We start from the raw sequence: 24,564 nt of genomic DNA on the forward strand, positions 1-24,564 counted from the left end.
TTAAGCCATGCAATGGACTACACCTTTTGATATCCCTGAGGGGAATAGTAAAATTAATCACCAATCTTCTGTATTTTCTATAGGTTCCTGCTTTTCTTCCATGATTGCAGAAAAGTTGATAGAAAGAAAGTTTCAAGTTCTCAATAATCCATTTGGAACCTTATTCAACCCAATCTCCATAGCAGGATTGATGGAAGATTCCATATTGGAAATGCCTATCAATTCAGAATTGATGTTGACCAGAGACGGACTGTATCTGCATTATGGTATGCATTCGGATGTGGTAGCTTACAGTCAGGATTCCTTAGAGCGACTGATTCATAAAAAGCAACAACATAGCAAACAAGTACTTGAATCTGCCTCTCATATCTTAATAACTTTTGGCACAGCTTGGGTTTATGAGCATTTGAATACGGGACAGGTTGTGGCAAATTGCCATAAACAAGCTGCAAAGAACTTTGAAAAACGTCTTTTACATCCTGATGAAATTCAAAAGGCATTCAGCGGTTTTTTTAATATACTTCGTCAAATCAATCCGGAAGTCCAGGTTCTTTTGGCTGTAAGCCCTGTAAGACATACCAAGGACGGTATCCCTGAAAGCCAACTCAGTAAATCAATATTGAGACTTGCTGCCCATGACTTGACCGAAACCTATGATTTCATAGATTATTTCCCAAGTTATGAGGTGATGGTGGATGAACTTAGGGATTATAGATTTTACAAAGATGATCTCGTTCATCCCAGTGCTCAAGCAGAAGAATATATTTGGGAAAAATTTAAAAAATCATGGGTCGATCCAGCCTCTTACACTTTAATTCAAGAGTTTGAAGGAATTAAAAAGGATTTGGCACATAAGGCATTTAACCCTGACAGCCCAGCTCATATGAAGTTTTTAGATAATCTTCAGAAAAAACTGGAACGATATAGCCGGGATTATGATTTTTCAAAAGAACTGGATGCTTTACGCAAGCAAGTGCAGTATCGCGGAAAGTAATTTCTGAAAACCTGTTGTTTTCATTTCCACATATTGTGGCTAAAATACAATTGGTTTAATTGTCTGCTCAGGTTTTTAGTTTTTAAAGCTTCTAAATTTGTTCTGTATGAATAGACTGAAAGATTCACAATCACCTTATTTGCTTCAGCATGCTAACAACCCTGTGGATTGGTTTCCCTGGGGTGATGAAGCGCTGGAAAAGTCCAAAAGAGAGGATAAACCTATCATTGTCAGTATTGGGTATTCGGCATGTCATTGGTGTCATGTCATGGAAAAGGAATCTTTTGAAGACGAAGCTACAGCACAATTGATGAATCAATATTTTGTCTGTATCAAAATTGACAGGGAAGAGCGACCGGATCTGGATAATATTTATATGGATGCTGTTCAGGCAATGGGATTACAAGGAGGCTGGCCTTTGAATGTATTTTTAATGCCAAACCAAAAGCCTTTCTACGGCGGAACTTACTTTCCCAATGCCCAATGGAAAGCGCTCCTTCAAAATATAGGAGAAGCCTATCAAGAACACTACGATCAATTGGCCAAAAGTGCTGAGGAGTTTGGCAATAGCCTTCAGACCTCTGAGTTTTTAAAATATGGACTCAGCCATGGTACTTTTCAGCTTGATCCAAAAGAATTGGCTGAGGCCATCAAATTACTGGAAAATCAATTTGACCTAGATTGGGGTGGGATGAACAGAAAGCCTAAATTCCCAATGCCAGCAATCTGGTCTTTTGTCATGGATTATGCCTTGGCAAAATCTGATGAGGTTCTATTAGCCAAGGTTTTTTTCACGCTGAAAAAAATCGGTATGGGAGGTATTTACGATCATTTGAGGGGAGGATTTGCCCGATACTCAGTTGACGGAGAATGGTTTGCTCCACATTTCGAAAAAATGCTGTATGATAACGGGCAGCTTCTTGACCTTTATTCAAAAGCCTATGCTGTCTCAGGGGAATACTTTTACAAGGAAAAAATTTTGGAGACTATAGCTTGGCTTAAAAGTGAAATGCTGCATAAAGAAGGCGGATTTTATGCAGCTCAGGATGCTGATTCGGAGGGAGTAGAGGGCAAGTTTTACACTTGGACTTATGAAGAGCTTGAATCAATTGTAGGTGAGGACCTTCACTGGTTTGCCAAATTATACAACCTTAAATATCAAGGCAACTGGGAAGATGGTGTGAATATTCTTTTTCAGACAGAAAGTTATGAAAAGCTAGCAGAGTCCTCCGAACTTTCTGAAGAAGGCTATATCCAAAGACTGAATGAAATCAAAGCTAAGCTGCTATCAGTAAGAAATCAGCGGATTTTTCCTGGCTTAGATGATAAGATACTGAGTGGCTGGAATGGATTAATGATTTCCGGTTTGGTTTCTGCTTACACTTCCCTTGGAGATGAGGAAGCATTGGAATTGTCTCTAAATAACGCCACTTTTATTTTGGATAAAATGTATAAGGACAAAGTCCTTTATAGATCTTATAAAAATGGACACGCTTATACTCCTGCTTTTTTGGAGGATTATGCAGCAGTGATCAGGGGATTTATTTCATTGTATCAGGCGACTCTCGATAGTAAATGGCTATTAAAGGCCAAAGAGTTGTCAGATAAAGTCATTGAGGCTTTTTATGATGAAGAAGAGGGGTTTTTCTATTTCAACAATCCGCAAGCTGAAAAACTGATAGCAAATAAAAAGGAATTGTTTGATAATGTGATTCCGGCCTCAAATTCCATAATGGCCCGGAATCTACTCGACTTGTCTATGTTTTTTTACGAGGACAACTACGCGGCAATTGCCAAAAATATGTTGGGAACCATGAAAAAGCTCATTATCAAGGAACCGGGATTTCTTTGTAATTGGGCATCTTTGTATTTGGATATGCTACTGCCCAAAGCTGAAGTAGCCATAGTAGGTGAAGGTGCTGAAAAATTGGGCCAAGAATTTTTTGCAAAGAGGAATTCAGGATTTATACTTTCAGCTTCTGAAAAAACTAATACTGAAATCCCACTACTTGAGGGGAAAAAGCCCGATACAGATGGGAATGCATTGATTTACGTCTGTTTCAATAGATCCTGTCAAAGACCGGTATCAGATGTAAAAGCAGCGTTGGAACAATTACCAAGCCTAAATTAAAACTGTTTTGGAAGATCTTTTTGGAGGAAATATTGAAGAAAAGGAGGACTCATCCAGATTTTTTGCGGATGTGATTATTCCGGTTCCTATTCCCAAAATGTTCACTTACAAAATCCCTAAGAATTTCAGGGATGAAATAGGGATAGGCTTTCGGGTAATAGTACAATTTGGAAAGAAGAAAGTCCTCACAGGAGTGATTGCTAAAGTCCATCAAAAACCACCTGCTGCTTACGAGGCAAAGCCAATTTTGGATTTATTAGATAATCATGCAACGGTTAACCCCTTGCAGATTAGGTTTTGGGCTTGGATGGCCGAATATTATTGCTGCAATATAGGTGATGTGATGAATGCTGCCCTGCCTTCAGGTTTGAAGCTGAGCAGCGAAAGTAAAATCCAGGTCAACCCGACTTTTGATCAGGATACTTCTCCTTATCCTTTAGATGATAGAGAGGAAACCCTGTTACAGGCTCTGGCAAATAAGGGAGAGTTGAGTTATGAAGATTGCGAGTCAGTTTTAGGAATCAAATCAATCCATCCTATTATTAAAAGTTTGGTGATCAAAGAAGCCATTTTGGTTTTTGAGCAAGTAAAAGAAAAATACAGTCCTAAAGTAGAATCAAGGATAAGACTTTCCAAAGCCTTTTTTACGGATAAAAAGAAGTTGGAAAAGCTATTTCATGAGCTTTCTTCTAAACCAAAGCAGGAAGAGGTACTGCTGAAATACTTGCAAGAAGTTCCGGTTTATCGGCAACCTGAACTGAATTCAAGAGGGTTGGAAAAATCCGTTTTTTCTGAAGCAGGGCTTTCAGCATCTTCTTTAAAAACCCTTATTAAAAACGGGGTGTTGGAAGAGTATAAGCTTATCATCAGTAGATTTCAGGAGGCAGCACCAAGTAAGGAAGAAATTACCCTTTCCGAATACCAAGAAAAAGCTTTAGTCAAAATTAAAGAAGAGCTTCAGGAAAAGAATACGCTGCTTCTTCATGGCATAACAGGTTCAGGAAAGACTGAAATTTACATTACTTTGATCAAAGAAGCCTTAGCCAGCGGTTCACAGGTTTTGATGCTTCTGCCAGAAATAGCTCTCACTACCCATATGGTGGGTAGACTGAGGCAGGTTTTTGGCAGCAGTATGGGAGTCTACCATTCCAAATACTCAGATAATGAAAGGGTGGAGGTCTGGAATGGAGTGCTCAGTGGAAAGCTTTCTTTTGTATTGGGTGTCCGATCTTCTATATTTTTGCCTTTTGATAGTCTGGGCTTGGTAATAGTAGATGAAGAACATGAATCCTCCTTCAAGCAATTTGATCCGGCCCCCAGGTTTCAGGCCAGAGATGCTGCTATCATGTTGGCTTGGCTGCATCAGGCCAAAACCATCTTAGGTTCTGCTACACCTTCTTTTGAATCTTTTTACAATGCACGAACTCAAAAGTACGGCTATGTGGCACTAGACAGAAGGTATGGAGAAGCCCAACTGCCTGAATATATTCTTTCGGATATTCTGGTCGACAAGAAAAAGAATTTATTGAAACTGGACTTTACCAGGCTTCTTCGGGAAAGTATTCAGGAAGCACTTAAAAATCAGGAGCAGGTATTGATTTTTCAAAATCGAAGGGGTTATTCTCCTTACATATCCTGTGAGGATTGTGGTTGGATTCCGGAATGCGAGCATTGTGACGTAAGCCTTACCTATCATCAGTTTAATGAGGAAATGCGCTGTCATTATTGCGGGTTCAAGGAAAAAGTGCCCAAAACCTGTCCTGCTTGTGGCAGTAATAAATTGAGTGCAGTTGGCTTGGGTACAGAGAGGATAGAAGAAAGTCTTTCTCTTTTATTTCCTGAAGCCAGGGTTGCACGGATGGATTTGGATACTACCAGAAGTAAATTTGGATATCAACGCTTATTGGAAGAGTTTGGCTCAGGAAATGTGGATATTTTAGTGGGCACTCAGATGATAACCAAGGGTTTGGATTTTGATAGAGTTACTGTGGTGGGAGTGATGGATGCGGACAGGATTCTTTTTTTTCCGGATTTTAGAGCGGGAGAAAGAGCTTTCCAGCAGATTACCCAAGTTGCAGGAAGAGCAGGAAGAAGAGAAAAAAAGGGAAAAGTGATTATTCAGACCAGGAAGCCCGAGCAACAGATTTTTCATCAGATCATTCAAGGAGATTATAAGAATTTTTACCTTCAGGAGATGGGGGATAGGCAACGGTTTTTTTATCCACCCTTTGTCAAAATCATCAAAATAGTGACCAGGCATAAGGATTATAAAGTAGCTGAAAGAGCTGCCAGAAACCTCCACCATCTGATGGAGGATATTCCGGTCAAGAAGATTTTACTGGGTCCGGAAAAGGGACTTATCGGTAAAATCAAGAACCAGTTTATTTTTGAAACCATTGCAAAACTCGATAAATCAGGGAATGCCCCTGCTCAGTTCAAACAGGCTATAAATGAGCTGATCAATGAATTGCAAAGCCACAAAGATTTCCGATCTGTCAGGTTTTTGATTGATGTTGACCCATATTGATTTATCAAAGTAGCATTACTTTTATTTTCAATTATCAGGTAAACAAAAAGAGGTTGAAGTTTGTATCTTATATCTGAGGTTTTAACTTTGTCACCCGATGAACGAATTTTATTTATATCAGACAGATTTTTCCGCAGCTTGTTCGCAAGTGTCTGTTCATCATTTCCATCATTCCTCCTGAGGAGGAAAATTATTTATATATCGCCCAGGTATGGCTGTTGGAATAATTATACAGCCTTTATATCCAAAATCTTTATTTTCATTTTGATACTAAACGTATATTGCATCCATGAATTCAATTATTAGAATTGCCGTACAAAAAAGCGGTAGATTAAGTGAAGATTCTTTAAGCCTCATCAAAGAATGCGGCATTAAGTTTTACAACGGAACCGGAAAACTGAAGTCAACTTCTACCAATTTTCCCATAGAATTTCTATACCTCAGAGATGATGATATCCCTGGATATGTTGCTGATGGAGTAGCAGATTTAGGAATTGTCGGTGAAAATGAACTGGTAGAAAAAGACAAAGATGTTCAAGTACTCAAAAAGCTTGGTTTCTCCAAATGCAGACTTTCTTTAGCGATTCCCAAAGGGGAAGAGTACACTAATATCCATCATTTTCAAGGCAAAAGCATTGCGACTTCCTACCCTAAAATTCTCGGTGATTATCTTGAGTCCCAAAATGTACATGCAGATATACATGAAATTTCAGGTTCAGTAGAAATTGCTCCAAGTATTGGCTTGGCCGAAGGTATCTGTGATATTGTAAGCTCAGGATCTACTTTGATGATGAATGGACTGAAAGAAGTCGATGTTATCTTCAAGTCAGAAGCCGTGCTGATCAGCAATAAAAATCTGGATGCAGAAAAGCTGGAAATTGTAGATAAGTTACTTTTCAGAATCAATGCAGTTCAGAAAGGGAAAAGCAATAAATATGTATTGTTGAATGCCCCCAATGACTCTTTGGACAAAATCATTTCCCTGATTCCCGGCATGAGAAGTCCTACTATTTTACCACTTGCTCAAGAAGGTTGGTCTTCTGTTCATTCAGTAATCGCAGAGGATCAGTTTTGGGAAAACATTGAAGAGCTAAGAGCTGCCGGAGCTGAGGGTATCTTGGTAGTTCCAATTGAAAAAATGGTTATCTGAAACAAAATTTCAACCTTTTGCCTTGAAGCGGAAGAAATTTGAATGTGTATCTTCCCGCTATAAATTTTGAAAAATCATGAAGACAATTATAAATCCTACCAAATCTGAATGGAGAAAGGAATTGAAAAGGCCTGTTCAGAAAACCAAGGATATAGAAAAAATAGTAAAACCTATCATGCGCAAAGTCAAAAGACTTGGAGATAAGGCACTGAAGAAATTTGCGCTGGAATATGACCATGTACAGATTCAAAAGCTGCTGGTAAGTGTGGACGAAGTGAAGGCTGCCAAGAGTAAAGTTGCGCCTGAGCTTCAAGAAGCAATACAACTAGCAAAAGCTAATATTGAAAAGTTTCATGAAGCGCAGGCAGGAGAAGACTTGGTCATGGAAGTTATGCCGGGAGTTACCTGTATGCGCAGATCAGTCCCCATTCAGCGTGTAGGGTTGTATATACCCGGTGGAACGGCACCTTTGTTTTCTACAGTTTTGATGTTGGGTATTCCTGCAAATATTGCCGGATGCGAAGAAATCGTACTCTGTACCCCACCTGATAAGGAAGGAAATGTTCACCCGGCGATTTTATACACTGCTGATTTGATAGGTATTGATAAAATTGTGAAAGCAGGCGGAGCTCAGGCAATAGCTGCTCTAACTTATGGTACTGAGTCTGTTCCCAAGGTAGATAAGATATTCGGGCCAGGTAATCAGTATGTTACTTCTGCCAAACAATTGGCAGTAAAAAAGGGAGTTGCCATTGACATGCCAGCAGGCCCATCGGAAGTTCTTGTCTACGCAGACAGTTCTGCTATTCCGGCATTTGTTGCAGCTGATTTATTATCCCAAGCAGAACACGGGGTAGATTCTCAGGTGATACTAGTGGCTTCATCAGAGAAGGTGTCTGAAAAGATTTTGAAAGAAGTTCAAAATCAGGTGGAATTATTGCCCAGAAAAGAGATTGCCAAAAGAGCTCTGGAAAGCTCTGTGGCAGTTATCATTGGGAATGAGGACAAAGCCCTTCAGTTGATCAATGATTATGCACCTGAGCACCTTATCATCTGTGTGGATAACGAAGAAGAAGTAGTGTCAAGGATTGTAAATGCAGGCTCTGTATTTATAGGGAACTATACCCCCGAATCTGCGGGCGACTATGCATCCGGCACCAATCACACATTACCGACCTATGGCTATGCAAAAAACTACTCAGGTGTATCTCTTGACAGTTTTGTCAAAAAAATCACCTATCAGAAAATCACTGCGGAAGGAATCAAAAATCTAGGCCCCACTGTAGAGATTATGGCAGGAAATGAACTTCTTGATGCGCATAAAAATGCAGTGACCTTAAGACTTAAATACCTTGATGAAAACTGAGATGGCATTTGAACTCGAAAAATTGCTCAGGCCTCATATCAGGAAAATAAAGCCATATTCCTCCGCAAGAGATGAATATAGTGGGAAAATAGGTGTGTTTCTGGATGCCAATGAAAATCCTTATGGCTCTTTAACTGGCGAACCATTCAACAGATATCCTGATCCATATCAAACCGAAATCAAGGAAAAATTGGCTCCAATCAAAAGAGTACGTCCATCTCAGGTATTTTTGGGAAACGGAAGCGACGAGGCCATTGACCTGTTGATGAGAGCATTTTGTGTGCCCGGTCGGGATAATATCATTCTGCTTCCACCTACCTATGGGATGTATGAAGTTTCGGCTGGTATCAATGACATCAGCACAAAATCTGTGGAGCTTACACCGGACTTTCAATTGCAGCCTTCGAAAATTCTTGAAGCTGTTGACGCAAATACCAAAATCATTTTCATTTGCTCTCCAAACAATCCCAGTGGGAATAAAATGGATAGGAATCATATCAGACAGATTCTTAAAGGATTCGAAGGTTTGGTGGTTGTAGATGAGGCCTACATTGATTTTTCCGATGAACCTAGTTTTACCGTAGAGCTGGATAAATTCCCAAATCTTCTGGTCATGCAGACCTTTTCCAAAGCTTGGGGCTTGGCTAATCTAAGAATAGGGATGGCTTTTGCTTCAGAAGAAATCATCAATATCCTCAACCTGATCAAGCCGCCATATAACGTTTCAGGCTTGACTCAGCAAAAAGTATTGGAATCTCTGGAGAAGGCAGATGAAATAAATAAGCTGGTGCATCAGATATTCGAAGAGAAAGTATTCTTGGAAAATAAACTTGCCAGCTTTGCTTTTGTAAAACATATATACCCTTCAAATGCAAATTTCCTTTTGGTAAAGATGGATGGTGCAAGGAAGATTTACGAATTCCTGATCAAAGAAATGATCATTCTTAGGGATCGCTCCAAAGTTCAGCTTTGTGCGGATTGCCTTAGGATTTCATTGGGAACTAGGGAAGAAAATACAGCCTTAATAAAGGCATTAAATCAATATCACTCAACCTCAAATTAAACCTTTTTTATGAAAAAAGTACTCTTCATCGACAGGGATGGCACTATTATCAAAGAGCCTCCTACAGATTTTCAGGTCGATAGTCTGGAAAAATTGGAGTTTTTGCCAAAGGCAATCTCTAATTTAAGAAAGATAGCTGAAGAATCAGATTATGAGTTAGTTATGGTTACCAACCAAGATGGTTTGGGCACCGATTCTTTTCCAGAGGCTGATTTTTGGCCGGCACAGTATAAGATGCTCAAGACCTTGGAAAATGAGGGGATAGTTTTCTCTGCGATCCATGTGGACAAATCATTTGAACATGAAAATCTTCCAACAAGAAAACCGGGTATTGGGCTATTGAAAGAATACCTAGAGGGAGATTACGATCTTTCTAATTCCTATGTAATCGGTGACCGAAAAACTGACGTACAATTGGCTAAAAATCTCAAATGTAAATCCATCTTTATAGGAGATCATTTGCCGGAAGCAGATTATTGTACTACTGATTGGGATGCGATTTATCAATACCTTAAAATGCCTGCCAGGATAGGAGAGGTGGTAAGAAAAACCTCTGAAACAGACATTCATATTTTGGTAAACCTTGATGGCACTGGAAAATGTGAGATTTATACCGGCCTGCCCTTTTTTGACCATATGTTGGAACAGTTAGGAAAGCATGGGGGAGCTGATCTGATCATTGAAGTCAAAGGAGATCTGCACATTGATGAGCATCACACCATTGAAGATACAGCATTGGCTTTGGGTGAAGCTTATTTAAAAGCTCTGGGAGATAAAAAAGGAATTTACCGTTATGGTTTTTTACTGCCTATGGATGATGTTTTGGCTCAGGTCGCCATAGACTTTGGCGGTAGGCCTTGGATGGTTTGGGATGCAGAGTTCAAAAGGGAAAAAATCGGTGATATGCCTACAGAGATGTTTTTTCACTTCTTCAAATCCTTTAGTGATACGGCTAAGTGCAACTTGAATATCAAAGCAGAGGGTAACAACGAGCATCACAAGATCGAGGCTATTTTCAAAGGATTGGCCAGGGCAATCAAAATGGCTGTTCAGCGGGATATTCATGCCTTGAACCAGTTGCCTAGCACCAAAGGGGTCTTGTAGAAACTCGGAACTGGGAGAACATGATAAATTGAAAAAATAAAAAGGGGCGATTTGGCCCCTTTTTTTATTATTACTATTCCAAATATTGGTCTATGGTAGTGCGGATATCACCAGAAGGTCTGTCAGCGGATGGATCAATAATTTTGCCCTCCTGATCAATCAATATAAATCTTGGAATACCGTTTACATTAAAATGCTGCGCGATTTCGGATTTCCAGGCATTTTCTGCAAACCATTGTAAACCATCCATGTTCTTTGCCTTTACCATTTTTTCCCAGGGTTCTTTGCTATCGTCAATGGACACTGTTAAAAAAGATACAGGCTTGTCTTTATACTCCTCTTTCATTTTATCCCAATGAGGGTGTTCTGCGATGCAAGGACCACACCAGGTAGCCCAGATATCCACATACACCAAAGTTCCCTTAAGGTCGCTCAATTTGACATCTTCACCTTCAATATTGACAAAGGAAAGATCCGGCACTTCCTTTCCAGGCATAATTGGATCCCATTTATCATAAATAGCCTTTAACTGAGCTGCCAGTTTGGGACTTTGGTTGTCAGCCATAAATTTGTCATAAGAAGTTTTGACATGAACCGGCCCTCTGTAATCTAAATTTGGTTTGATGCTATTATAAAATATTTGGTCTTTGATTTCCGGATCTTTTAGTACATTCTCTATGGCGGTCAATCTGGCCTTTTCATAGCCATCATAATCTTCTTTCTGCGAGCTATCCCTTTTGATTATCTCTTTTACCTCAGCATTGACTATCTGATCCAGAATAGCAATGTAAGAATTGGAAGCTAAAAGGTCAGATCTTGTCAAATCAACTTTTTTTAAAGCCTCTTTGGCCTCTTCAATAGGGAAATCCACAGAATCCTGGCTGATTTTATGAATGTAGCCATGGTACATGGGATACCTCAAATCCATTCCAAGCGGTTCATATTCCAGATATGCTTCCTCAAGTCTCACAAAATCAGGGTGAAGTTCTTGGTTTTCTTTCAACTTCTCAAAAGCTTCTTTTTGCTTCTTAAAGAAGCTGTCTTTCTTCTTAAAATAATCTTCCTTTCCCAGCTTCATCAACTCCATAGTCTGAGCAATTCCACTCTCATTTTCCCAATCTGATTTTGCTATTAAATACTTGTTTTCAATAGACCTATCACCCGCCAAAGTCAGAGTCTCATCAAATTCCTTTGAATCCGCACTGATATAGATACTGTCTCCGGGACTTAAAAATAATCGAAGCCTGTCCCTTCCTGCGATCAGGTAATAGGTAGCACTTTCATCGGAATCCAAGCTCAGATGAAATTTACCTTCTTCATCTAAAGCGGTCTCAGCAATTTCATCATCCAAATACAATTTGATTTCTTCGGCTTCTGAATTTTCCAGTATTCCTGCAATGATAATTTTGGTATTTACAGGTTCATTTTGGCTACAGCCAAAAACGAAAAAGGTAAATACTATCCAAAAGAATGGTGAAACTTTCATAGTGTTGAATTAAATTGAATAAAATTACAGCGTAAAATTTAGTCAATGATTTAATAAGAATCAAATAGTTTATAATTTTTAACAAAAAAATTATAATTTAAAATCAAGCCAATTCCCTCAGATCTACAGGTACCACTCTCGAAACACCTGCCTCAATCATTGTGATCCCATAAATGATATCCGTGCTGGCCATGGTTCTTTTGTTGTGCGTCACGATTATAAATTGGGATTCTTTGGAAAAGGTCTGAATGATATTGTTGAACTTATCAATATTGGCATCATCCAGAGGTGCATCCACTTCGTCGAAAATACAGAAAGGTGCCGGCTTGAGCAGGTAAATAGCAAATAGGAGAGAAGTAGCGGTCAAGGTTTTTTCTCCACCTGACAATTGATTAATAGTTAAAGGCCTTTTTCCTTTTGGCTTGGCGATGATTTCAATGGAACTCTCAAGGGGATTATCCGGATCCAAAAGTGTTAAATCACACTGATCTTCTTCAGTAAATAGGGAGCGGAAAACCTTGATGAAGTTCTCCTTTATTTTGGCAAAAGCATCCAAAAATGTCTCTCTGGCTACCAAGTCAATTTCTTTAATGGTTTCTACCAAAGAGTTTTTGGCCTTCTCCAGGTCTTCCTTCTGAGCTGTAATAAAAGTATGTCTTTCCTTGATTTCATCGTAGGCTTCCATGGCCATTGGATTGATAGGTCCTATTCTATCCAATCTATCCTTGGCTTTTTGGACGATTTCGCGGAGATCTGATTCCGAAAGTTCGGCATAGTTTTCATCCAACTCAGGATTTTCTTCCATTAAGCTGTCCAGGTCTATCTCAAACTCTACGCTCAATCTTTCCTTGAGACTTGTCAATTTAAGCCTTACTTCATTGAGAGATTGCTGAATGTCCTGAATGAGAGAATCCATGGATTCTTTAACTTTTTGAAGCTCACGAATGGTCTTATCCGTGCTGTCTATTTCACCTCTTACTGCGTAATAGTCTTTTTCGGCTTCATTTACGCCTTTTTCTATCCCCTCTTTTTCACCGTAAAGTTCAATCAATTCATCATCTTTTAGCTCATTATTGTCTATAAGGCCTCTGATTTCTTGATCAGTAGCACTGAGTTCTCCTTGTGATTTTTCAATTCGTTCTTTGCTGCTCTCAAAAGCAGATTGTTTGAACTCAATTTCCTGATCAAGGCTATTGACTCTGTTGAGTTGCTGATGATAGAGGATGTTTTCCTGGTTAAAAGCTTGAGATCTCTTGCTTAAATCCTCACTTTCTTCCTCCAATTGAATATTTAATTGCTCCAATTCACTCTCCAGAGATTCCAAGGACGCTTTTTCAGCTTCAAGTTCAGGCCCGATTTCTTCCAAGCTGGTCTGAAGACTGTCAATTTTTTCGAGAATATCCTCTCTTTTATTGGCATTTGAACTGAGCAATTCGCTCAACTGCTCCTTTTTGGTGCGGATAGAAACATACTGTTGATTGACCTCACTGATCTCTTGCTGCAGGTTTTCAATATCTTTTTTATAACTGACTTCTTTAAGTTTCAGGAGATCGGATAATTTATTATCCAGATTGGCCCGGGTTGCAGAGACTTTTTTATTCAGCTCTTTAATTTCCTTTTCCAGTTTTTCCAGATTTTTTGCCCGGCCTATTCTTTTTCCTTCAAATAAGCCTACGGATCCCCCTGAAATGCTAAATTTTCTTTTGGTGAATTTTCCACTTTCTGTAATAAAAATTGCAGCGTGATCTGCAGGAAAATCCTTGAACTCCCCTTGTACTATGTAGGTATTGTCCAGGATAAAGCTGATCAGTTTTCCGTATTTTTCATCAAATTCTATGATTTCTGTAGCAGGAATGGCATTGGAAAAAAGCTTGGTCTGACTGGGCTGAAAACTGTTAAAGTGCTCTAATACAAAGAAATTGGCTTTCCCCTTGGCTGCATCACTGAGCAAGTTGACAGCAGCGATGGCCTGCGCTTCTGTTTCCACTACATAATAATTCATGTAGTTTTCCAGATAGTTTTCTATGGTAACTCTATACCTGTCTTCTGTGGTCAGTACATCAGATAAGAGCGGAGTGTCTTTTCCCCAAGTAGAATTCTTCTTTAAAAATTTGATAGCCTCAGGAAATCCTTCCAGGTTTTCTACAAGAGACTTGGTAAGGTTGAATTCATTTTGTTTGGCGTCTAATTTTCTGGAAAGTTGTGTGACCTCCTCACGGATCATTTCAATCACGCGGTTGGTTTCTTCTATTTTTTGGGATTGATCTTCTTCTTTTGCCTTTATTTTGGAAAGTGATGCTGACTTAGAGTCAAGTTCATCTTTGAGTATAACAATTCTTTCTTCAAACTCTGCAAGATTAGCTTCCTGAGAGTTGTCATCAGAGGCTGTTTTCTCCAATTCCTGCTTGATAGTGGAAAGTTGGATTTGTTTGATTTCCTGTTCTTTGGCAAGTTGATAAACCTTATCCTTGACCAGAGAAAAATCCTTGTTGGCGACTTTTTGTTTTTCCTGTATTTCGGCCTGTTGTAGTTTTTTGGATTCGTAATCTCTTCTCAGTTCTTCTACAACAAATTCTTTTTCAGAAAGCTGCTTTTGGGCACTTTCGCGCTCTTGTTCCAAGGAGCGGATACTAAAGCCAGCTCTGTCATTTGACTTTCGGTCAGCATCAATTTGCTCTCTGAGTTTTTGTGCTCTGTCTTCTAAGAATCTTAGCCTCTCGTTTTTGATCTTTTTGTCACTTTCAAAAGCCCGGATTTTGTTGACATGCTCATTGAGGGTTTTCTGCCTGGAAGAAAGTAGCTTCTCTTTTTGTATCAAGTCAGTTTTAGCCTGTTCCAGATAAGCCTCTTTCTCGGCTACTTTGGCATTGATTTCAAGCTTTCTATCACTTTCCTCTTTTAATTTCTCATTCAGTCCAATGAGGGTATAACTGTGTTTGCTGACAGATTTTTTTGCAAGGTTGATGCTGGCTTCCTTGTATTCCTTTTTGATTTCAAAATACTTGGCAGTTTGCTTAGCCTGTTTTTCAAGACTTTTAAGATTCTTTTCTATTTCAAACAATACATCTTCCACCCGCTCAAGATCAGCATCTGTATCTTCCAGCTTTCTTAAGGTTTCTTTTTTCCGGGTTTTGAATTTGGAAATTCCTGCTGCTTCTTCAAAAAGGTCTCTTCTGGAATTATTCTTATCGTTGAGCAATTCATCAATCATTTTCAATTCTATGATTGCATAGCTATTGGAATTGATTCCAGTATCCATAAAGAGATTGGTGATATCTTTAAGCCTACAGGCAATTCCATTGAGGAGGTATTCACTCTCTCCGCTGCGGTAATAGCGACGAGTGATAGTGACATGGGTGTACTCGGTAGGAAGAAGGTTTTTGGTATTTTCAAAAGTAAGGGAAACTTCGGCCATATTGGTAGGCTTGCGGTTTTTGGTTCCGTTGAAGATCACATTTTCCATTTTATCTGACCTTAGCATACGGGTTTTTTGCTCACCCAATACCCATCTGATGGCATCAACTACGTTGGATTTACCACAGCCATTTGGTCCTACGACCCCAGTAATTCCTTTATCAAAATGGATGACCATCTTGTCACCAAAACTTTTGAAACCTTTTATTTCTAGCTTACTCAGCAGCATCCTACAGCAAATTGAAAATGATTATCGAACAAAATTAACCCAATTCGGAAATTTACCAAGTACTCTGAGTTTAGTGGTCCTTACCTGTAAGCCTGAAAGTGAACTCATCACTTTTATGGAGGGAGAAATTTCCATGGTTCAATTTGAATAATATCATTTCAGAGACCTTGAGAAGGATAACCTTTTCCCCGAAATAATATTATATGTATATTGGAATCAAATTTTAGCTTATGGATGCAGGCAATATCATATATATCATCGCCATCATTATTTATTTTATTTACACTGCCTTGAAAAAAGGAAAGGGGCCAGAAGATGTAAATACTCCTGAAAACCCTGAGCAAGAAGCACCTAGGAAGCAAGTGTCTTTTGACGATCTATTGAGAGAAATCAGAGAAGGCCAACAGGAAAGGGAGCGGGATTTTGAAGAGTCAGGTCAGGGCGAAGTTATAGAATCAAAACCGGTCAGAAAGCAAAAAGAGGTGCAACAAGCCAGAAGAGCTGATTCGTATCAACCCCAATCCATCGATCAACCAAAAGAATTTCACAAGTTTCAGGGTGAAATTGCTGATGTGGAAAAACCTAAATTGAAGACGCTTGATGAGCAGGTAAAATTGAACTCTAAGCTTGAGGGTTTGAAATCCACCATTGAAGTAGAAGAATTGGAAGAGGTTTCCGGGATGAATAAATATAAGTCACTTTTAAAAAATCCTGAGACAGTGAAAGAAGCTGTGGTTCTCAGTGAGATATTAAACAGGAAGCATTTTTAATTTACATTTTTTGACTTTTTGTAAAGAGATTTGGGTTCTTTATCACAGGTGAAAAACAATTGATCTTACCGTAGGTTCAATTTTAGAATTCCCAAGAAAATCTAAAATATCATATAACCTCGTATCTACGGTCATGAAAACAATACCAACAATCAAAACAGGACAGCTTTCCTCACAGAGAAGAGACTTTCTAAAAAAATCAGGATCATTGGCAATCATGTCGATGTTTGGGATAGGTTTTTTCACATCATGCGCAGAAGACGAGGAACCCATGATGGATGATACTACACCACCGGCGGAGGGTGGAAATGCAATTTCATTTGAAAATAACATCATTACTGTTGATTTGGATAGAGCCGAGGCATTGGACAGAGCAGGAGGTTGGGCATTAGTATTAGAAGCGAGAGCGTTGATAGTGAATGTAGGTGGAGGTCGCTTCAATGCCCTCACCTCCGTCTGTACCCATTCAGGATGTGACAGAAATTGGTCCTACAACAATGAGGTTTTTATCTGCAGCTGTCATGGTTCTAGATTCTCCAATACAGGCGATGTACTTCAAGGTCCGGCAAACAGACCTCTTACTGCTTTTCCTACCAATGTAGATGGTCGCACATTAACGGTAAATGTATCATGAGCCGTTTTAGATATTTACTGGTTTCATGCTTCCTTCTTTTCAGTTCAATCGGCTATTCTCAGGAATTTCTAACGGAATCAGGATATGTGAACTTTCTCTCCAAAGCTTCACTAAATGAGTTCAATGGTGAGTCAAAGCAGCTGAATGGATTGGTAGATCTGGATAAAAATCTCCTTGATTTTTATATTGATCTGAATACGCTGAAAACAGGGATAGGACTTAGAGATAGACACATGCGTGAGAATTATTTAGAAACGCATAAGTACCAGTTTGCTGAATTCACAGGAAAGATCGCTGAAGGACCGGAGTTAAAACCTGGTGAAAGTAGAAAGGTGACCGCCAAAGGAAAGTTTAAAATCCACGGTGTGGAAAGGGAAATTGAGGTCCCCGGAACCATCAAGAGGATAAATGACTCTAATTTAGAATTGGAAGCGAATTTTAAAGTAATCCTTAGTGATTACAAGATAGACATTCCCAAAGTCATGTTTTACGAATTGTCCGAAGAACAGTCGGTTACAATCAAAGCCACACTCAAGAAGAAATAATTAACATGAAAACGCTTAAAATCACCCTCGCCATTCTTTTTGGCTTCATATACTCTGTAGAAGCCCAACTGGAAAGAAAACCTGCCAATCCTTCGCAGGAAGTTGATTTGATTTTTCATGCGCCAAGAAGCATTAACTTATTTACAGTTGAGCCACTGGATGAAAAAACACTTCATTTCGCAATTATGCACACCTTCGGAACTGTTGATGGTGGAATTCAGAATCTATATGGGCTGGACAATGGTGCCAATATTCAATTCAGTTTTGAATATGGCTTCAATGACAGATTCTCATTGGGTGCTGCAAGGCAAAGTACCGATAAAATGTATAACCTTTATGGCAGGTATCACTTCCTGAAGCAAACGCAGGATGATAAGATGCCATTTTCTTTGTCAATGATGGCTGCAGCAGGAGTGAATACTGCCAATTATCAGTTTTTGAATGAGGCCAATCCTGGCTTTATGGAGAGAACCAGTTATGGGGCACAGGTTATGCTCGCCAGAAAGTTCTCAGACAAAATAAGTTTACAGGTAAGTCCTATGATGGCTTACTTTAACAGTCCTGAGCCAATATTTCTCATAGAGGGAGATCAGAATTTATACCTTGCGCTTGGTTTCAGTGGTAAATATAAGATTACTGGTAAATCTTCTATCACCTTACAATACATTCCAAATCTGAATTCAGATTTGAGAAATAATCTAGGTGTTGGTATTGACCTGGAAGCAGGAGGTCATGTTTTTCAAATGTATTTCGTGACTTCCCAAGCCCTAAATGATCAGTATTTATTAGCTGGTGGAAATGGTGTTCCTGGAGAACAGTTCAGGTTAGGTTTTAATGTCAATCGGGTTTTTGCAACCGGAAGAAGGAAGTAGCAACACTATTCCCGATAATACCTGATGACCTGAATCCAAGGGTCATCAGATACTACCTCTTGCTGGAATCCCATGGTATCGACTTTCAATCTGAATTTTTTTAAATACGTCTCTTCTTCAGGGTAAGCATGCTTGAAATATTTGTAATTCAACAAGTAAAACTCTTTATTGGCCAAATGAATTTTTAAATTCAATTGCTGAATATCCAAGACTGTTTTTGCTTCAGTCTCTGAATTTCCGAGAAGCACATTTTGGCTAAAGTAAACAAATGAGTTTGTGTATATAACGTATTGATTATCTATTCTTTCTGTTGTGTATGTTAATGTGTTTTTGAAGTATTGATAATTCTTATTTTTTCTTTGGTAAGCAATACTTAAGATCACAGGGGCTAATAATAAGATTGATAATGAAAGTTTGGTAAAGGACTTTTTGATGGGTGCAGCAAAAATTAAAGCAAAAACAGCTTGATAAACAGACATCTGAAAATCAGATTGAAAAAGGGACACTAAAGACCCAAAAAAAAGTAGGCCTGCCAGATGGAAATTCCATTTTTCCCAAGAATCATATCCATAAGCAATCAGTACTGAAAGGATCGGGACCAAAATGATCAGATGTCTTGGATTTAAATATATGGGATTGTAAAACTCCAAGGTGGAGCTCATAAACCAAAAACCAAACAAAAGACAAAGAGTAGCGATCGACATTTCAACATAAAACTCCTTCTTGCTAAGAAAAGTCTTTATCAATCCCGGAAGCGCCAAAACTATCCAAATCCAATAGGATCTTTCTATAAAGGTAAGGATAGGGAGATAGCTGATTCTTTGGAGTATCGCCAAGGCCCCCTTATCTGCATAGGTAAATTCAGAAATGTAATGGCCTTCATTCACGGATGAGAATCTTGCAAAAAGGTTTCCTTCAACCAAGCCATACCAGATAAAAAAACTGCCCAGTATGATAATTGAAAAACTGACAAAGTACAGATGAAATTTGAGGTTGACTTTATTTTTTAAATCTATTACGAAGAGGATAATAGGGAAGGGCAAAAGAAAAACCATCATTTCCTTTGTAGAAAAACCTATAATTAAGCTCAAAGCCATGACCAAAGCCATGGATATGGGAGATTTGGACCTGAAGGAAGCTGCTAAAGGAACAAGACAGACCCAAAATGCCAAAATAGGATCAGGATAAACTTTATTGCTAAAATGAAGGAAATAAACCTGAGTACAGAAGAAGAGGGTAAACCAAAACCTACTATTGTTATCCTTTATTTGATGATAAAGTAGTATAAATGTGGTTAGGACAAAACTCAGAGAAGCCAAAGAGCCAATCCGATCCGAAAAACCAAAAATAAATGTGAAAAAGCCTGAGAAAATAAATGCACCCCAACGGTGACCAAAATGACTGTCATCAGGATAGGGCAAACCCTTCCAAAAGCTTTGACCAAAATTTAAATATGTCACATCATCCGAAAATGTGATCCCATCATATCCAAAATACCAATAGGCAATCAGAAATAGAACTCCTGTTATAAACTGTACTTCCTTCCAACTTTTATTCTGAGACATTATGTGTCAATAACTTTTAGCTTTGGGCTTAAATGTACTATCTTTTGAACTTAAATTGATACCATGGCTAAGGCAAACACGATAGAGCAACAGAAAATACTTCGGGTATTCAGGCTGATCAACCTTCTGAAATCCAATATAGGCAAGAATGTACACAAGTTGGCAGAAACGCTTGAAACAGATACCAGAACAATTTATAGATACTTCAAGCTACTGGAAGCTCTGGGTTTTGAGATAGAAAAGAAGCATGGGAAATTCAGATTGGTTGACAAAGTAGGAAGTCCCGATGAGTACGCCTATGGAACTTTTAATGAAGAGGAAATAGATTTGATCAATCAAATGCTGAGTAAGTCATCAGATAAGAATCTGCTCAAGGACTCTATTCTTAAAAAGATCAATATTCGTTCAGACTTTAACCAAAGTGTCAATCAGCTTTTTAATGCCAGGTTGGGAAAGTTTGTGGATATGCTCTCAAGAGCAGTCAAAGACAAAAACCAGGTATATCTTAAGGATTATTATTCCCTAAGTTCAGATTCGGTCACAGACAGACTCATCGAGCCGGTTCAGTTTAACAAAAATTACGATGCTATTTACGCTCTTGAAGTGGAATCGAAAGAGATGAAGATTTTCAAAATTGAGAGAATAGGTGAGGTGCAGCTTACCTCCAAACCTATGAAGCATCAGTCTCTGCATCAACGATTGGAGCCGGGGCTTTTTGGTTTTTCGGGAAAGAATCAATTTTTCCTCAAACTGAAACTGAGCAAAAAGGCATATCAATTGATGATAGAAGAATTTCCTGATGCCAAACCACATACTTATTGTAAAAACAGGAAGCATTACTTTTTTGAGGGAGAGGTGCCACAGCTCCCAGGCTTAGCAAGGTTTATTTTAGGTCTTCCAGGAGAAGTGCAAGTATTGGAAGGAGAAGAGTTGAAAGAGTATCTTGATGAGCAGATCCAAAAACAGCATTTTTATTAGGGAAATGTTTTTGATACCTGTTTATTTAACTTATGGTTATCAAAGAAATATCAATTGGTGAAGCATTGCCCATCAGACAAAAAGCCATGTGGCCGGACGAGTCTATGGATTTTGTAAAGGTTGAAGGAGATGAAAAGGCTGTTCATTTGGGTTTACTTCTGGATAGAAAGCTGATTTCAGTGGTTTCGATTTTTGGAACCGGGGAGGTGGTACAGTTTAGAAAGTTTGGAACTTTACCGGATTATCAGAAAAGAGGATTTGGAAGCAAGCTATTGGTTTATTTAATCGGTTTTTTAAAGGAAAGGTCGGTTAAAAAAATCTGGTGCAATGCCAGAACTGAAAGGGTTGATTTTTATGAGGGATTTGGTTTCACTGCAACAACAAAAACTTTCTTCAAGACAGGTAAGGAATATGTGATCATGGAGATGGAATTATGAAACTGTACTTTTTGATAAATTGATTAAAGTTCGGTTTGAATCTCCTCTATCTCTGACATTCTATTTGATAGGTCTCCATTGGTCAATTCCCAGACCTCTTTTAAGAGGAGTCTACCACCCTCGGTTATGTATGGGCTTGATCTGCATTTACCCTGGCGGATTGCCCCATCTGCATTGATATGCTGATAGACCATATCGATATTTCCCGCTTTGTCTACCTTTCCTAAATTTGACCTTTTACTATTTCCCCACCCAATATTTAATTTTTTCAGGGATCAATTTGAGAAATTTCAAGACCTGATTGGGCAGATGCTCTTTTATATTGGAGGTAGAAGAATTGGTCAATAAAGAAATATAGGTTACCGAGGCAGTATAATAGAATCAAAAGAAAATTAGTAAACAACCTTCTATTTATGCAATAATATTGCATTTACTTTAATTTTTGTTCTACTTTAGAAAATGGAAAAAATAATCATCGGAATCCTTACCTGTTCGGACAGAGCGGCAGCCAATGTATACGAAGATATTTCTGGTAAGGAAATATTAGACTTTTTGAAGGATGTATTAAGCAATTCAATTGAACCAGTTTACCAGGTAGTTCCTGATGAAAAAGAGAAAATCATGGCTACATTTAGGATGATGTCGGACAGAAAATGCGCCTTGATCGTGACTACTGGAGGTACAGGTCCAGCTCCCAGAGATGTAACCCCGGAGGCTACAGAGGAAGTCTGTGACAAAATGTTGCCTGGATTTGGGGAATTGATGCGTCAAGTGAGCTTGCAATATGTGCCAACCGCGATTTTATCAAGACAGACAGCCGGGATTTACAAACAAAGTCTGATTGTCAATTTGCCAGGTAAGCCATCTGCTATCCGCCAATGTCTGGAAGCTGTTTTTTCAGCTATTCCGTATTGTCTTGATTTGATCGGTGGTCCTTATTTGGAATGCGATGAATCAAAGATTAAGGTTTTTAGGCCCAAAAGCTAGCAATGTTAAACTGTTTCAGGCATGACAGTCTTTGCAGTAGCCTTCAATAGCAATAGTTTCAGGATTGATGTTTTTTCCCGTCAAAGTATTAAGGTATTCCACGGGTAAATCTGGAAGAACTTCAACTTTCTGGCAGCATTTACACCTGAATTTTGGACTGTTAATGATTTCCTTATTTGAAGTTTTGAGTGTAAAAAGAAGGTTCCCATCTGTACAGGGGATTTTTTGAAGAATATCCTTTTCTGTAAAAAGGATCAAAATGCGGTAAACTGTAGTTCTATCCATTTTCTCCCTGAACAATTGATGAAGATTGCATAATGAAAAGGCCTTTTTACTTTCTGTCAAGAGTTGAAGTACCAATACCCTGTTTTCATTGGGCCTAACCCCATATACATGAAGTATGTTTTTAAACTTTTCCATTGGATTTGTTTTTTTCAGGAACTGGATCATAGCCATATGTGCCCCAAGGATGGCATTTGAATAATCTTTTAATGCCAAGCCAGAGCCCCATAAAGGCACCATGGGTTTGTATGGCCTGAATCATGTAGTTGGAACAACTTGGTTGATGACGACAAGAAGAGGGGAACATTGGACTGATAAACCATTGATAGAGCTTGACAGGAAATATGAAAAGCCACCTGATCATGGTTCAAAATCTTTATAGAGCATACTTGCCTGAATCCCGTCGTTGTTTTGATACTTTCCAGTGCTATAAGTTTCAAATGGCTTTGATATATCATGATAATATATCTGACAGATTTCAATTCCCGGATAAATCTTGATGGGCTGTACACAGAAGATTTCCAAAGTCCAGTAACCACTGAAACCCACATCCCCAAAACCGGCAGTAATGTGTACGAAAAGGCCCAACCGCCCAATCGATGACCTACCCTCCAGCATGGGTACCAGATTCTCTGTTCGGGTATATTCGACCGTCCTGCCTAAATACAACCTGTTAGGTTCAAGAATTATCCCCTCTTCTGGTATGATCATATCTTCAGTGACATGTTGATTTTTCATGTCTAAAACATCATCATTGTAAACTAAAAGCTTGTTGTCCAGGCGGAGATTGTAACTGTTTGGGTTGATCCTTTCTTCACTAAATGGATGGATAAATATGTCTTTGTTCAGACGGTTTTTAATTTCAACTCCACTTAAGATCATATGGTAGAAGCTTTTAATTTAGAAGAAATAGCGTTATGAATGAGCCTTTCGATTCCTTTTCTCTCTATATCCCTACCTATAAAGATCAAAACCAATTTTTGGGATTCATTTTTCTTGTACTGATTGGAAATTGTGAGCTTGTTTCCAGTTGACTGAACCAAAACAGCTTGATCTTCCCCTTTTAACTTGACAAAACCTTTAATTCTGTACAGTTGATGGTAGTACAAAAAAATAGAAGTGGATAGTACAGCATATAGTTGATCTCGGTCAAACTCAAATGGGACCTCCATAGCAATACTTTTCATGCGATGAGCAGGTTTAATTGCATCCAATTTTGATTGATCTATCTTGGTCAGTATACTTTCTGCGCTTGAATCGAACAGGTCAAAGTCAAATTTCCCAAAAGTAGTGAGTGCAGTCTTTGCAAGAGGATTGATACTTTCAATCTCAGACTTAACGGATTCAGCATATTTTTCCTGAACCAAGTCAGTTTTATTAATCAGAATAAGGTCCGAAGCTACAATTTGACGGAACATCTCAGGGACTTCCTGTACCCTGTCTTCAAAGTTTTCAGCATCCACCATGCAGACTACCTGTTGAAAATCAAAGTACTGTATGACATCTTCACGCTTAAAAATTGATGCCAACTGTCCTGCATCTGCCACGCCAGAGGCTTCTATGAAAAGATTGTCCGGCAAAGTATCTGCCTGTATCATTTGGACCAGTACTTCAATTAGCTCATTGTCAAGAGAACAGCAAATGCACCCGTTGTTCAGTTCAAACAATTTGTTGTAATTTTTAATGACTAATTCAGCGTCTACAGAACTTTTACCAAATTCATTTTCTATAACATAATTGAGCTCTGATTTACTTCTGGATAGCAGGTGGTTTAAAAGCGTGGTCTTTCCTGCTCCCAAAAATCCCGTAAGAAGATAAGTCTTGATTCTTTTGGTCATGTTCATTTTTTTATGCAAGGTATATTTCTAAAAATTTAAATGCAACAAAGTTGCAAGATAGAAGCTTGTATATTTTCCTTCTTTATCGGTTACTGCAATTCTGCTAGAAAAGGGAAAGCCTTTTACTTTCCTATATTGATATCTTTCAACTTTTTACTTCCAGCCTTTAGAAAGCCAAAAATAGGAGCCCTG

General features: G+C 38.7%; 22 protein-coding genes. 14 read left to right on the forward strand and 8 right to left on the reverse strand.

The genetic code is table 11. The annotated features are described in order from the left end of the window. The first annotated feature begins 7 nt into the window (after positions 1 to 7). The 7 genes from A33Q_RS04705 (at position 8) to hisB (ending at position 10,335) form a co-directional block, all read left to right on the forward strand. Positions 8 to 994, forward strand: coding sequence for a GSCFA domain-containing protein (locus tag A33Q_RS04705; protein ID WP_009032355.1), 987 nt, complete (start codon positions 8 to 10; stop codon positions 992 to 994). Positions 995 to 1,100: 106 nt separating this feature from the next. Next, a complete protein-coding gene (locus A33Q_RS04710) occupies positions 1,101 to 3,125 on the forward strand; it encodes a thioredoxin domain-containing protein (RefSeq protein WP_009032356.1) in 2,025 nt (674 codons plus the stop codon). A gap of 7 nt (positions 3,126 to 3,132) precedes the next feature. Then, positions 3,133 to 5,652 carry a replication restart helicase PriA gene (gene priA, locus A33Q_RS04715; protein WP_009032357.1) on the forward strand — a complete coding sequence of 840 codons (2,520 nt, stop codon included), beginning with the start codon at positions 3,133 to 3,135 and terminating at the stop codon, positions 5,650 to 5,652. Between the two features lie 289 nt (positions 5,653 to 5,941). Further along, entirely contained in the window at positions 5,942 to 6,802 is an 861-nt protein-coding gene (gene hisG / locus A33Q_RS04720; RefSeq protein WP_009032358.1) for an ATP phosphoribosyltransferase, read from the forward strand. A gap of 76 nt (positions 6,803 to 6,878) precedes the next feature. Next, positions 6,879 to 8,168, forward strand: coding sequence for a histidinol dehydrogenase (gene hisD, locus A33Q_RS04725; protein WP_009032359.1), 1,290 nt, complete (start codon positions 6,879 to 6,881; stop codon positions 8,166 to 8,168). Position 8,169: 1 nt separating this feature from the next. After that, entirely contained in the window at positions 8,170 to 9,231 is a 1,062-nt protein-coding gene (hisC, locus tag A33Q_RS04730) for a histidinol-phosphate transaminase (RefSeq protein ID WP_016254677.1), read from the forward strand. Between the two features lie 9 nt (positions 9,232 to 9,240). Continuing rightward, positions 9,241 to 10,335: a bifunctional histidinol-phosphatase/imidazoleglycerol-phosphate dehydratase HisB gene (hisB, locus tag A33Q_RS04735; RefSeq protein ID WP_009032361.1), complete on the forward strand. Its 1,095-nt coding sequence runs from the start codon at positions 9,241 to 9,243 to the stop codon at positions 10,333 to 10,335. Between the two features lie 73 nt (positions 10,336 to 10,408). Here the strand turns inward: hisB and A33Q_RS04740 are convergent, their stop codons facing one another. Further along, positions 10,409 to 11,821, reverse strand: coding sequence for a TlpA family protein disulfide reductase (locus tag A33Q_RS04740; RefSeq protein ID WP_009032362.1), 1,413 nt, complete (start codon positions 11,819 to 11,821; stop codon positions 10,409 to 10,411). A gap of 103 nt (positions 11,822 to 11,924) precedes the next feature. Continuing rightward, the gene (smc, locus tag A33Q_RS04745; protein ID WP_009032363.1) at positions 11,925 to 15,464 is read right to left on the reverse strand and encodes a chromosome segregation protein SMC; all 3,540 of its coding nucleotides are present in this window, start codon (positions 15,462 to 15,464) and stop codon (positions 11,925 to 11,927) included. A gap of 230 nt (positions 15,465 to 15,694) precedes the next feature. Here smc and A33Q_RS04750 point away from each other — a divergent pair, with 230 nt between their 5' ends. From A33Q_RS04750 to A33Q_RS04765, 4 genes are all read left to right on the forward strand, one after another. After that, positions 15,695 to 16,234 (forward strand): hypothetical protein, encoded by a 540-nt coding sequence (locus tag A33Q_RS04750; RefSeq protein ID WP_009032364.1) that lies wholly within the window; start codon positions 15,695 to 15,697, stop codon positions 16,232 to 16,234. Positions 16,235 to 16,367: 133 nt separating this feature from the next. Continuing rightward, positions 16,368 to 16,868, forward strand: a complete 501-nt coding sequence (locus tag A33Q_RS04755) for a QcrA and Rieske domain-containing protein (protein WP_040489954.1) — start codon at positions 16,368 to 16,370, stop codon at positions 16,866 to 16,868. Then, positions 16,865 to 17,413, forward strand: coding sequence for a YceI family protein (locus tag A33Q_RS04760; protein WP_009032366.1), 549 nt, complete (start codon positions 16,865 to 16,867; stop codon positions 17,411 to 17,413). Before A33Q_RS04755 ends, A33Q_RS04760 begins: the two co-directional genes overlap by 4 nt. Positions 17,414 to 17,418: 5 nt before the next feature. Beyond that, positions 17,419 to 18,285 (forward strand): DUF5777 family beta-barrel protein, encoded by an 867-nt coding sequence (locus A33Q_RS04765; protein WP_009032367.1) that lies wholly within the window; start codon positions 17,419 to 17,421, stop codon positions 18,283 to 18,285. Between the two features lie 5 nt (positions 18,286 to 18,290). On the opposite strand, the gene A33Q_RS04770 is transcribed toward A33Q_RS04765, so the two are convergent. Continuing rightward, entirely contained in the window at positions 18,291 to 19,850 is a 1,560-nt protein-coding gene (locus tag A33Q_RS04770) for an ArnT family glycosyltransferase (protein ID WP_009032368.1), read from the reverse strand. 63 nt (positions 19,851 to 19,913) lie between these two features. Here A33Q_RS04770 and A33Q_RS04775 point away from each other — a divergent pair, with 63 nt between their 5' ends. Both A33Q_RS04775 and A33Q_RS04780 read left to right on the forward strand, forming a co-directional pair. After that, a complete protein-coding gene (locus A33Q_RS04775; protein WP_009032369.1) occupies positions 19,914 to 20,828 on the forward strand; it encodes a helix-turn-helix transcriptional regulator in 915 nt (304 codons plus the stop codon). Positions 20,829 to 20,860: 32 nt separating this feature from the next. Next, positions 20,861 to 21,265: a GNAT family N-acetyltransferase gene (locus A33Q_RS04780; RefSeq protein ID WP_009032370.1), complete on the forward strand. Its 405-nt coding sequence runs from the start codon at positions 20,861 to 20,863 to the stop codon at positions 21,263 to 21,265. A gap of 23 nt (positions 21,266 to 21,288) precedes the next feature. On the opposite strand, the gene A33Q_RS22095 is transcribed toward A33Q_RS04780, so the two are convergent. Further along, entirely contained in the window at positions 21,289 to 21,459 is a 171-nt protein-coding gene (locus A33Q_RS22095; RefSeq protein WP_009032371.1) for a hypothetical protein, read from the reverse strand. Between the two features lie 265 nt (positions 21,460 to 21,724). Here A33Q_RS22095 and mog point away from each other — a divergent pair, with 265 nt between their 5' ends. Continuing rightward, on the forward strand, positions 21,725 to 22,252 hold the full coding sequence (gene mog / locus A33Q_RS04790; protein ID WP_009032372.1) for a molybdopterin adenylyltransferase: 528 nt from the start codon (positions 21,725 to 21,727) through the stop codon (positions 22,250 to 22,252). Positions 22,253 to 22,267: 15 nt separating this feature from the next. Here mog and A33Q_RS04795 read toward each other — a convergent pair whose 3' ends face one another. Genes A33Q_RS04795 through A33Q_RS21475 form a run of 4 tightly spaced genes read right to left on the reverse strand, consistent with a single transcriptional unit; the run spans position 22,268 to position 24,378 of the window. Further along, complete coding sequence (locus A33Q_RS04795; RefSeq protein WP_009032373.1) at positions 22,268 to 22,774, reverse strand: Fur family transcriptional regulator; 507 nt, start codon at positions 22,772 to 22,774, stop codon at positions 22,268 to 22,270. Further along, positions 22,659 to 22,898 (reverse strand): membrane protein insertion efficiency factor YidD, encoded by a 240-nt coding sequence (yidD, locus tag A33Q_RS21765; protein WP_009032374.1) that lies wholly within the window; start codon positions 22,896 to 22,898, stop codon positions 22,659 to 22,661. The genes A33Q_RS04795 and yidD overlap by 116 nt, the downstream gene beginning before the upstream one ends. Beyond that, complete coding sequence (gene dcd / locus A33Q_RS04800) at positions 22,895 to 23,416, reverse strand: dCTP deaminase (RefSeq protein WP_009032375.1); 522 nt, start codon at positions 23,414 to 23,416, stop codon at positions 22,895 to 22,897. The genes yidD and dcd overlap by 4 nt, the downstream gene beginning before the upstream one ends. Further along, complete coding sequence (locus tag A33Q_RS21475) at positions 23,413 to 24,378, reverse strand: CobW family GTP-binding protein (protein ID WP_051394812.1); 966 nt, start codon at positions 24,376 to 24,378, stop codon at positions 23,413 to 23,415. Before A33Q_RS21475 ends, dcd begins: the two co-directional genes overlap by 4 nt. Between the last annotated feature and the right edge of the window lie 186 nt (positions 24,379 to 24,564).

It is taken from the genome of Indibacter alkaliphilus LW1 (genome assembly GCF_000295935.2).
Classification (GTDB): domain Bacteria; phylum Bacteroidota; class Bacteroidia; order Cytophagales; family Cyclobacteriaceae; genus Indibacter; species Indibacter alkaliphilus.

Bases quoted from the DNA above. Each gene is read 5' to 3' on its own strand.
- hisD (WP_009032359.1), top strand. From the start codon at position 6,879: ATGAAGACAATTATAAATCCTACCAAATCTGAATGGAGAAAGGAATTG.
- dcd (WP_009032375.1), bottom strand. From the start codon at position 23,416: ATGATCTTAAGTGGAGTTGAAATTAAAAACCGTCTGAACAAAGACATA.
- hisG (WP_009032358.1), top strand. From the start codon at position 5,942: ATGAATTCAATTATTAGAATTGCCGTACAAAAAAGCGGTAGATTAAGT.
- A33Q_RS04770 (WP_009032368.1), bottom strand. From the start codon at position 19,850: ATGTCTCAGAATAAAAGTTGGAAGGAAGTACAGTTTATAACAGGAGTT.
- A33Q_RS04795 (WP_009032373.1), bottom strand. From the start codon at position 22,774: ATGGTGCCTTTATGGGGCTCTGGCTTGGCATTAAAAGATTATTCAAAT.
- A33Q_RS04705 (WP_009032355.1), top strand. From the start codon at position 8: ATGCAATGGACTACACCTTTTGATATCCCTGAGGGGAATAGTAAAATT.
- yidD (WP_009032374.1), bottom strand. From the start codon at position 22,898: ATGATCAGGTGGCTTTTCATATTTCCTGTCAAGCTCTATCAATGGTTT.
- A33Q_RS04740 (WP_009032362.1), bottom strand. From the start codon at position 11,821: ATGAAAGTTTCACCATTCTTTTGGATAGTATTTACCTTTTTCGTTTTT.
- A33Q_RS04755 (WP_040489954.1), top strand. From the start codon at position 16,368: ATGAAAACAATACCAACAATCAAAACAGGACAGCTTTCCTCACAGAGA.
- A33Q_RS04780 (WP_009032370.1), top strand. From the start codon at position 20,861: ATGGTTATCAAAGAAATATCAATTGGTGAAGCATTGCCCATCAGACAA.
- A33Q_RS04760 (WP_009032366.1), top strand. From the start codon at position 16,865: ATGAGCCGTTTTAGATATTTACTGGTTTCATGCTTCCTTCTTTTCAGT.
- A33Q_RS04750 (WP_009032364.1), top strand. From the start codon at position 15,695: ATGGATGCAGGCAATATCATATATATCATCGCCATCATTATTTATTTT.
- A33Q_RS04710 (WP_009032356.1), top strand. From the start codon at position 1,101: ATGAATAGACTGAAAGATTCACAATCACCTTATTTGCTTCAGCATGCT.
- hisB (WP_009032361.1), top strand. From the start codon at position 9,241: ATGAAAAAAGTACTCTTCATCGACAGGGATGGCACTATTATCAAAGAG.
- A33Q_RS22095 (WP_009032371.1), bottom strand. From the start codon at position 21,459: ATGGTCTATCAGCATATCAATGCAGATGGGGCAATCCGCCAGGGTAAA.
- hisC (WP_016254677.1), top strand. From the start codon at position 8,170: ATGGCATTTGAACTCGAAAAATTGCTCAGGCCTCATATCAGGAAAATA.
- A33Q_RS21475 (WP_051394812.1), bottom strand. From the start codon at position 24,378: ATGAACATGACCAAAAGAATCAAGACTTATCTTCTTACGGGATTTTTG.
- smc (WP_009032363.1), bottom strand. From the start codon at position 15,464: ATGCTGCTGAGTAAGCTAGAAATAAAAGGTTTCAAAAGTTTTGGTGAC.
- mog (WP_009032372.1), top strand. From the start codon at position 21,725: ATGGAAAAAATAATCATCGGAATCCTTACCTGTTCGGACAGAGCGGCA.
- A33Q_RS04775 (WP_009032369.1), top strand. From the start codon at position 19,914: ATGGCTAAGGCAAACACGATAGAGCAACAGAAAATACTTCGGGTATTC.
- A33Q_RS04765 (WP_009032367.1), top strand. From the start codon at position 17,419: ATGAAAACGCTTAAAATCACCCTCGCCATTCTTTTTGGCTTCATATAC.